A 10,031-nucleotide genomic window follows, 5' to 3' on the forward strand; every position below is an offset into this window, starting at 1 on the left:
CTTCCGCACGATCTCCTCCGCGGAATGCCGCTTCCGACCTGCCATATCCCTCAGTGTCCCTTCTCAGCCCTCACCAGGCCAAACAGGACTCTAAAACCAAGTGGACTCAATCACCGGGGACAGGCCAGAGTGCCGACACAGTAGTCATGACGCATAGCAGGGCGCGCGTTTTGCAGCCGGAGTGCCCGTTACGCAAGGGCTTTCGCATGTCCAAACTTTCGTTCAGTTGTCAGTGGCCAAACGAAGCGAGCAGCTGACTATGCCGCAAGAGTCCGAGGTTTCGCCACTGCTTGAGCGCACCTCGATACTGCATGCACAGTCGGGATGTTTCGACACCTTCCGGAGCCCGGACGGGGTGGTGCCCGACCGAATCTAGCTGAGAGTCAGGCAAATGCACAATGCGGTTCGCAGTTGAGCCTTGTTTACAGCAGACCACCCGGTCATCTTTCGGCACCTATCTGTTACTGGAACGCGTTATAGAAGGTTTGAGCTGGGATAATCTGGTCATTCACTGAATTCGCAATATTGCGAATGCTTGCTCGGAAGGTATCAAGCATCCGACGACAGTCAGTGCGAACGAACCGACCTGACCAGCATCGACGACTGCGTTCTTCCAGCGAATCCACCAAGGGGTCCGGCTGTCCGAATCGTGGGAGTCCTCCACGAATATCCTCCCGCTCTGCGGCCACTCCGTTCGCGGAGTGGCCGACTTCCGCCTGGGGCAGCCGGGATCAGGGCCCCTCTCGATCCCAGCTGGAAATCGGGAGGGATCACGCCGCGACCGACAGGGTTGGTCTTCGTGGTTCGACACCTCAAATTCAGACGAGGCGAGCATAGTTCAGCGCCAGGTTGTTTGTACAACCCCCATACGAAGGTTCGCCGAAGATCATCGAGCGCTGCGGCTATCGCAGGCCGTCACGCCAATAGCGACCACGCCCGATTGCGCCGTGCCAGCGCACAACAACCGCTGTGGGTTAACTCGATCCCTGGACTCATCCTGGCGGATCCCAAGCGAGCGAAGGGGCGCCAACCAGTCAGCCCGGACACCGCGCCCGTCGCCGACTTCTGCGTACGCGGGAAAGACCCGGCCGACGGTGCCGAAAGACAAGGCTCCCTGGGATAACCCCCGCATGCGCGGGAAAGACCAGGTTGGTACTCAGACCACACCCATCCGAAGGGGACGACCCCCGCGTACGCGGGAAGGACCCGCTCACCGTACTCACATAGTGGTCCGACGGGGGACGACCCCCGCGTGCGCGGGAGGAACGGAACTGTGCGGTTCGACCCGGCACGAGGACAGGTACGACCCCCGCGTGCGCGGGAGGGACATCCCGCCGCAGATCCCGGCCGCGCTCGGACCGGGACGACCCCCGCGTGCGCGGGAGGGACACTTCTTGACCTGCGTGGATGTCGGCGGTCGGGTCGTTTTTCATTCGGTTTCGTTGTGTTCGGTTATGAGTCCCGTTCCGTAGGATTTTCCTTTGCCGATGTTGTGGGCGTGTTGTTTGGTGTGGTTGTAGGTGGTGGCGTCGGTGATGGTTGCGGTGGTGTGGATTCGGGTGATGGGCAGGGAGTCGCGGTGGGCTGGTAGCCGGATGGTGCGGTACCAGTGGATGTCGATGTGTTCGGGGTGCAGGCCATGTCGGGTGAGTTTGGTGGCCACCCAGTCGTGGAGTTCGTCGCGGGGCACGGGGATTTTGTTGGCTCGGTAAGCTTTCCCTTGCCCGGGCGGGCGTGGTGTGCCGTCGGCTCCGGCTTTGAGTAGGGCGTGTATGGCGGGGTCGACGTGGACGCGTGGGGTGCGCAGGGCGGCGAGTTCGACGGTGAACTCGACGCGGTCACCGGTAGCGCGTTCGGTCGTGGGGCGGTGGTCGAATTGTTTGACCCAGTCGGGCAGCCGCAGCGTCTCTGTGTAGGTGGTGCGGATCAGGACGGTGGAGCCGGGCAGGACGGTCCAGAGCACGTTCCAGCTCGCCCTGGCCGCGGGGTCGGCGGTGTGGGGGAACAGGGACATGGTCATGCGGTGTCCGGTTTCGCGGTCGGCGTCCATTTCCTCGGCGATGTGGGGGGTGGTGCGGATCAGGTAGTCGGTGCTGGTCATGGTGTCTCCTCGGCGGGCTGCCAGGCGTGGCTTTTCGCGTGGTCGAGCGAAATACGCTGGTAGGGGAGCTGTTGCACACCGGCGTGGCGCCAGGGTCGTTGGTCGATGCTGAGTGTCTGTAGCAAAGCGACGAGTTCGTTCCAGCTCGTCGGCCGCTGGGGTAGGGGTAGGTGCATTCGTCCGGTGCGTGATTGTCCGGGTGGTCGTGGCCCTCCGGTGGAGGGCAGTCGCGCGGTCGCGGCGAACAGCAACGAGTGCAGCGGTGAGCGGATGTTCTTCTCGGACAGGCCCGAGATGATCATCGTGGTGCCCGATTGCGGGGTCATGCCGAAGTGGTGGCCGCCGTCGTACTGCTGCGGTGTCTGGCGGGCGAGGATGTCGGCGATCTGCTCGCTGGTGTGCCGGGTCTTGGTGACGACGGCTCCGAGGAATGTCGAGTTGTTGTGGATCCACACCGTGCGCAGCGGAGTTTTGCCCGTCGGATCGGGGGTGGCGGTGTCGTTGAGCAGTGCGGCCAGGATTCGCCGGGCCGGGCCGGTGGCGTCGAGTTCGGCGACGGTGTTTCGCACCCAGTCCGCGGCGGGTTTTTCGTTCTTGACCGCCACCCTGCGGTGATGGTCACCGAGTTCGCCTGCGATCGTGGCGATCTGGGTGGCGATGTCATCGAGGGTGGTTGTGGTGTGGATTGTCGCGACAGGACCGGTGAGGCCGCGGGTGTACGTGATGGCCGCGTGCGGGTCGAGGTCGGTGGCAGCGGCCAAAGCTCCGGCGGTGGCCCACCAGTCCAGCAGGGATTCGACCGGTATCCCGCTCAGTTCGACGGGCACACGATCGTTGACGATCTCGGCACGGCGCGCGGCGGGTGTGTGGACGTGTTCGGGTGGTACGTGACCGTTTTCGGGGTCGCGGCTGGCGCGGTGATCGGCCAGCCGCATCACGGTCTCCAACCACGCCAGACCCCAGACGCCGTACCGGTGGTTGAGTCGGGCAAAAGTATCAGCGGTCGGGAGTGCCTGATCGTGGCCATCGGCGGCGGGCAGCAGGGGCCGTGCCCAGCCGTGGTGAGCGGCGATCACATGCCGGACCAGCGGATGCGCTTCCTCAGGGTTGCGGGCCAGGGAAGCGGACTCGTGCCGCCAGCCCGCCGGGATCAGATTTTTCCGGAAGGTGGCTCCGGGGGCCAGTTTCGCCAACGGTGGACCACCGAGTACAGCACCCAGCGCGGCTTGGAACGCCGCGTCGAGTTTGCCGTCGTCATGGTGGTAGGCGGCTTTGACCAGCAGTTCGGTGGTCTCGGACGCCAGCCCGACTCGTGTTGCGGCGGTGTCGGTTTCGGTGGCGACTTGGGCGGCATGCTCGTCCAGGGGGACGAGGTGCTCGTCGCGCTGTTCCACCGGTGCGCGTAGCCACACTCCGGTGTCGGTGAGCTGCCCGTACTGCACCGGCCCCAGTCGGTGCTCGGGCAGGAGTTGGGGCAGGAGTTCATCGATCTCGTCGGGGTCCCGGTCGCCGAGCCCGGCCAGTAGGTCCAGGTCGATTCCGCGTAGATCGATTCCGAGGGTGGGCAGACTGTCGCGGTCGGCGTGCCACCACCGCCCCGATTGCCATCGCAATATCGCCGACAGATCCGACACAGGGGTGGTGGAGCTGGGATGGAACCCGGTCTCGTCGTGGCCGCCCATACCGGCGGGCAACAGGACCGTGACCCCGGGAGCGATGTCGCGAGGCGAGTACGCCCCGACCCACGTCTGGCCGTCGAACACCAGCACCGGCGGTGGCTGGGGTCGGCGGACGAACCAGGTGGAGGCGGTGGTGTCGAGGGCGGATTCTCCGTCGTCGGCGATCACCGGCTCTCGGGATTTCCCGCGAGGGATCCGGTCGGCGATGAGCGCGTTCACCGCAGCCAACGGCACGGTGACGGTCTCCTCGGGCAGTGGTGGCATCCGGCGGGCGAGTTCCGGGGCGAGGCTGTGGCGCCACAACACCGTCACGTCGGTGACCCGTTCGCTGTCGGGGATACCGGTGATGTAGCGCTGCACCGCGAGATCGGCCGCCGGAACCGGGCGCGAATGCGCGATCGTGGGCAGTAGTTCACGAATGAGTGTCGGCACCGGCGGCGCGGGCCGCGTCGCTTCCCGAACAGCGGGCCCCTGCTCGGTCGCGATATCGGCGAGCGAGCGGGGAGACAGATCAGCCCCGTCGCCGAGGCCGGCCAGCAGCGCGGCGAGCGCGGTGGCGGGTTCGTCCCCGTAGACCGCTTTGGTGCCGGGCCGGACAGTGTCGGGCACCACCACATGCGCTGTGGCCGTGTCGAATTCGCCGCGCCGACTCAGACGTCCGAGCCGCTGGGTCAATGCTTGCCAGTCGCAGATCTCGGTGATCAGTACCTGCACGGAGAAGTCGATACCCGCCTCGACCGTCTGCGTGGCCACCAACAGCCGCGGCATGACCGCGCCGGTGAGCCGTCCGTCGTGGCGCGCTCGTTCGTGTTTACGGATCCGAGAGGTCACCAGCAACGAATCCTGCCCCTCCACAGCGGGATTACGCCCGCCGGTGAGCGTGGCGTGGACCCGGCGGGCCGCGTCGACGGTGTTCACGACCACCGCGACCGGCCCCTCGACATCGGCCAGTCCGGTGCGGGCCGCCCGGACGAGGGCGTCGATGGTGGCCTTGTCCGTCCCACCACACGCGTGCAGGGCCAGGGTCTTCGGTGCAGCGAGCCTTGTGGCGGCCATAGAGTGTGATCGGTCGGCGTCGGTGATGCGATGCACCGTGCCGCCCTCGATCGGTGGAACGGTGGCACCGATCTGCACGGCCATGCCGGTCGGCACCCCCAGCTGGTGGGGCCGCTGGTGGTCCTTCATTGCACGCAGGGTCGAGAGCGCAGCCACCGAAAGATGTGGTTCGTCGAGCAGGATCAGCGAATCTACCCCGAGGAGTGCGGCGTGGACCGGTGCCATGGCGGGCGAGACACCGAAGCCACGGAACAAGGCGCGTGACACGGCTTGATGCGCGGTCATGGTGACGACGGTGGGCTTGTCCACCGCGATCCATTCCCCGTCGTCGGCCGCGCCGCCGTGGATCTTGGCGATCACCAACGGTGTACCGAACCTCTCACCCAACACCGCCGCCACCGCCGCGACGGAGTCGTCGCTGCCGTGGTGGAGCGCGTCGTGCAGGATCTGGAGGTCCTGGTGGGTCTGGTCGACGATGGTGGTGCGGTCCACGACGTGCAGGACCCGCAGCGGCGCGGTCCGTGTCCCGCCGTGCGCGATCTGGGCGGCCAGGTGCCATACCGCGATGACGATGGTGCGGGTCTTACCGAGTCCGGTGGGGATATCGATCGTGTCCGGCCACCCTTCGGTGGCCACCCGATCGGCCAGTGCTTGCTGCCACGGAAACGGTTCGACGCCGTACAAGCCTTCGTGGAACTGCGCGAACGTCGGGAATCCTTTCATCGCTGCCCGTCCTCGTCCTTGCAGAACCGTCCGTACCCGTACTGCTGCCCGTGCCCGAACCGCAGCGGTCCGGGATGCGGCTCGTCCAGGTGTAGCCGCGCGCGCCACAACGTCAGATGCGGCAGTTCAGGGCACGGACCGCCCGGCCGGAACACCGACACGCTGCCGTTCGCGCCGAGATCAGCCAGGCCCGCTGTGATTTCGTGCTCGGCGATACGACGGTCGGGATGAGCCACCAACGGCACCACCGAACTCCAGGAACACGCAGGGGCACCGTAGTAGCGATCGACATGGCGGGTATGCGGCTGCCCGTCACGAAACAACTCGGGCGCCGACCCGGCCGCCGCGGTGGCGTCTTCGCGGCCCTCGAACGACACCGCCCACGGCTTCTCCCCACCCAGCAACAGAGGCGAACCCGCCAGCGCCGACATCACCTCCCGCTGGGTACGGCCCTTCACCAACAGAAGCACGACCCGCGCCACCTCAACCGCACCGGCCGGATCGCGCCGCACATAGGTCACCGCACGACCCTTGACATGGTCCGGCAATCCCGGCAGCCCGTAGCGGTGGCGGCGGTCGTGACACAGGTCGAGCACCTGCAACAGATCAGGTGTGGCAGCACGGACCGGGCCGGGCCGATCCGTAGGCTGCCACCATTCATGCGCGGCACCCGGCTCGGTGAGGTCGGGATCCGCGCGGCCGTCGGCGCTGGTGTGGTCCACCCAACCCTCACCGTCGCGGGTGAGTACGCCGACCATGAGGCAATCGGTGGCCCGCCCCACATACGGCGTCGCCAACGCGGCCGTGGCGAGAGCCGAAATCTGATCGGCGTCCAACACGACCGGAAAATCCAGAAAAGCGCAGGGATCAGCCCATTCAGCGCTCGTGGTCAACCATTTGTGTTTGGTCCGATGATCGGTCAATCCGGCCACAGCACGGGAACCATCCAACAACTCCCAATGCTTCTCCGCGCCCTGCGGGCCTGTCTTGCCGACGAACACCTCCCGGACCCGATGCCGATGCACTTCCGGAAGCCACATATCCGGATCAGGAGCCGCCGCCAAGCGTTGAATCGCGTCGCGAGCCGGGCCCGGATCCGCCAACGTATGCGCACCGGCCACCAGCGAGGACAGCACAGTCCACGGCGACGGCGGCCACTGCACCTCGACCCCACGAGGATTCTTGTGTGCCGCTGTCCACAACAAGCCCGGGTTGAACAGACGAATCCGGATCACTGAGAACCGTCCTCCACCGGCGCTCCCGTGCTCAACGCCGTCGCTCCCTCGACCAGGAGTTTGCGTTGCGGCGCAGACAGATACAGCCGCACAGGCTCAGCGAATTCCAACCCCGCCGACCGACAATCCTCGAGCGCGGCACCGAGCGCTTGCCCCCACCACGAGGCATCGGCGGCGATATCGATCGGCAACACCTCCGGCACAGTGCGGCCGTGTCGACGCAACCCGTAGCGGCTGGCCACAGACACCAGGTCACACCCGGAACGCAGGAACGTCCGACGCCGCAACAAAGCGTCCCCCGCCAACCCCAGCACCGTCAACGCGGTCGCGGCCGCGGACTGCTTCGCAGGGTCGCCGCCGTACTTGATCCCGCGCAGCAGCGACAGCGAGATCGCGCCGCGGGCAGCGATGCGCTCACACCCGTAGCCGTGGACGCCGATGCTTCCGGGATTCGGGCCGAACCCGAGGTTGGAGGGCTTGTCGGTCCGTTCGTCCTTACCTCGCTTGCCATTCGATTTGGCGGCACCAACCCCGAACGCGGCCCGATCCACGACGGAGGTTTTGGAGATCGGCAATGGATCGACCTTGGTCGCACCGCTGTGCACCGGTTCGGCACCGTAGCCGATGACGCGGGTGCGGTAGGCGCGTGCTTGGCGGTGCATCCGCGCCACACCACTGGAAAGCCAGTACCCGTACAACAGCGAATTCGGCGCGTAAGTGAACGCCGAGGTGGCATCGACGGTGCTGTTGATCCCGGTCAGCAACTCGGCCAATCCGTTATCGTTCGACTTCCACACCGGTTCACCCCCGGGCTTCACCGCGGCCGTCTGGATCCATGAATCGGCGTGGCGATGCGACGCCGTCCACGACGACAACGACACGTCATCGATCAGCGCCTCGACAGTGTTCGCGCCTGTGGCGCGACGACTCTCGTCATCGTTACCCAGCACGAACCCGGGCAGCCCACCCAACTCGACGCGATGCTCCCACAACGTCTGACTCGCCCGCGCGGACTGCGCCTGCACGTCATCGAGGATCACCAACGGTGCCGACACCGCACGCCCACCCTCCCCGGTCACCACGCCGGTGAGCCACCCACCCTCAGAAGCCAACGGCAACGTGCCGGTCTTCGAATATGGATGCGCGGCACCAGAATCCGACGGATACGTCGGCGGAGCGACCGCAGCACCCACACCATCGATGGGTTCTAGGTCATGCTCGATCGCCACAGCCGCAACAGACGAATCCCCCACAGCGACCCGGATCATCTCTACCAACGCGCGCGGATCAGTCATTCATCCCATCCCTTTGATTTCGTCGAGCCGAAACAATGCGCCGCACAGTACAACCGCCCACCGACACAACACCCAATACGGTGCTGAATGCCGACAATCGCCGATATACGACGCGCGCCCGGAGGGCCCGGTCGACATAGCCATCGATATCGGGACGACTCCCGCATACGCGGGAGGGGCACCGCCCACGGTTTAGCCGGTTCCGGTGACTTCGGGGCGACCCCCGCGTGCGCAGGAGGACGTCGCGAGTTTCGTTTCCGGCCTTCTTGTCCAGGGGATGACGCCCGCGTGCGCGGGAAAGACGCGGTGTGGGCCTTGTGCGCCCGGCGCCAGAAGGGGCGACCGCCACGGACGAGGGGAGACAAGGCATCTGCCTCAACCATGCCGCGACGATAGGACCACCCTCGCGTGCGCGGGAGGGACCCGGCCTGGATCGCCATCCTCGCGGTGTCGATGGGACGACCCCCGCGCGTGCGCGGGAGGGACGCCTCGTGAACGTCCACTTTGTAGCTGTTGTGGGGAAGGCCCCCGCGTACGCGGGAGGGACCGCGGTAGTGGTCATGACTTGCCCTTTCACACGGGGCGACCCCCGCGTACACGGGAGAGACTATGCCCCGGTGATGCTCGCCCAGGTCGCGTTGGGACGACTCCCGCGTACGCAGGAGAGACAGTTCGACGACCTCAAGCCCGCCGTTCTTGCCGGGACGACCCCCGCGTGCGCGGGAGGGACGGGGCATTCTTCATGACGATCTCGATGCCCGCGGGATGACTCCCGCGTGCGCGGGAGGGACCAGGTTCGCACGGCCTCGGACGGAGAAGAGATCGGACGACCCCCGCTGTGCGCGGGAGGGACAACGGCAAGGCGATCGGCGCCAACGGGCCCGACGGATGGCCCCCGCGTGCGCGGGAGGGACTTTCTTGACCTGCATGGATGTCCGTAGAATGGGCAGTTTTCATTTAGTTTCGTTGTGTTGGTGACGGGTCGTTTCGTGCGCTTTCCGTCCACAGAAGTCAACGCAATGCGCCAGTCGGCGAATATGGATGCGCGGCACCGGCAATCCGACAGATACGTCGGCACAGTACAACCGCCTACCGACACAACACCGAAACATCGTCGTCGATGCCGACCATCGCAATCGGACAACCCCTGCGTGCGCGGGACGGATTGCGTCGCAATGGCGGGGGCGGTGTAGCGCGCGGGACGACCCCGCTCGCGCGGGAGGGACGGTACCGAAAGCAATGGTCGATACGCGGTGGTGGGTGACCCCCGCATGCGCGGAAGAACCCGACCATTTTGTTGAACGCATCGTCAGCGTCCGGATGACCCCCGCCTGCGCGGTAGAGACACGCTCATTGGCGCGTAGGCGACGAAGCCCTTGGGACGACCCCCGCGTGCGCGGGAGGGGCCCCACAATGACCCACCAGCGGCCCGTGTACATGGGACGACCCCCGCCGTGCGCGGGGAGGGACTGCCTGCCCCAGCAGGCGCATCGGAGCGCGTAGGGACGACCCCCGCCGTGCGCGGGAGGGACGGCGCCCAATCCGCCTACCAGGTGATGGGGCCGGGACGACCCCCGCGTGCGCGGGAGGGACTAGCGCAGGTCCCGGCTTTGACTGGTTCGGGTGGGACGACCCCCGCGTGCGCGGGAGGGACGCCGGGATCCAGGTGTCGCGCAGCTCGCGCAGGGGACGACCCCCGCGTGCGCGGGAGGGACAATTCGAAGAGATTCCCGACAGACCGAACTTGGGGACGACCCCCGCGTGCGCGGGAGGGACACTTCTTGACCTGCATGGATATCGGCAGAATGGGCAGTTTGTCAACGGAACGCCAATCCTGGACACTTCTCGGCACCGGAATTCTGACCCCCTTTTGGTCGGTCGGGTTGATGGTTTCAGTCTTCAGTTGTGCCGGCGGTGGGGACGCGGCCGAGGTCGCGGTCCT

General features: G+C 66.3%; 4 protein-coding genes. All 4 read right to left on the reverse strand.

Going from position 1 to position 10,031, the window contains the following annotated elements; all coding sequences use genetic code 11:
* Nucleotides 1–1,429: 1,429 nt before the first annotated feature.
* The 4 genes from JZ792_RS39510 to JZ792_RS39525 are packed head-to-tail and all read right to left on the reverse strand — an operon-like array spanning nt 1,430 to nt 8,089.
* Nucleotides 1,430–2,101 (reverse strand): type I-E CRISPR-associated protein Cas6/Cse3/CasE, encoded by a 672-nt coding sequence (locus JZ792_RS39510; protein ID WP_216918008.1) that lies wholly within the window; start codon nt 2,099–2,101, stop codon nt 1,430–1,432.
* On the reverse strand, nt 2,098–5,559 hold the full coding sequence (cas3g, locus tag JZ792_RS39515; RefSeq protein ID WP_216918009.1) for a type I-G CRISPR-associated helicase/endonuclease Cas3g: 3,462 nt from the start codon (nt 5,557–5,559) through the stop codon (nt 2,098–2,100). Before cas3g ends, JZ792_RS39510 begins: the two co-directional genes overlap by 4 nt.
* Nucleotides 5,556–6,794, reverse strand: a complete 1,239-nt coding sequence (locus tag JZ792_RS39520; protein WP_216918010.1) for a hypothetical protein — start codon at nt 6,792–6,794, stop codon at nt 5,556–5,558. Before JZ792_RS39520 ends, cas3g begins: the two co-directional genes overlap by 4 nt.
* Entirely contained in the window at nt 6,791–8,089 is a 1,299-nt protein-coding gene (locus JZ792_RS39525) for a type I-G CRISPR-associated protein Cas7 (RefSeq protein ID WP_308165632.1), read from the reverse strand. Before JZ792_RS39525 ends, JZ792_RS39520 begins: the two co-directional genes overlap by 4 nt.
* Nucleotides 8,090–10,031 lie beyond the last annotated feature (1,942 nt).

Origin of the sequence: Nocardia noduli (assembly GCF_019038455.1) — a bacterium.
In the GTDB taxonomy this organism is placed as follows: domain Bacteria; phylum Actinomycetota; class Actinomycetes; order Mycobacteriales; family Mycobacteriaceae; genus Nocardia; species Nocardia noduli.

What these genes read in the sequence shown, in the direction of transcription:
- JZ792_RS39510 (WP_216918008.1), bottom strand. Translation starts at nt 2,101, where the DNA reads ATGACCAGCACCGACTACCTGATCCGCACCACCCCCCACATCGCCGAG.
- cas3g (WP_216918009.1), bottom strand. Translation starts at nt 5,559, where the DNA reads ATGAAAGGATTCCCGACGTTCGCGCAGTTCCACGAAGGCTTGTACGGC.
- JZ792_RS39525 (WP_308165632.1), bottom strand. Translation starts at nt 8,089, where the DNA reads ATGACTGATCCGCGCGCGTTGGTAGAGATGATCCGGGTCGCTGTGGGG.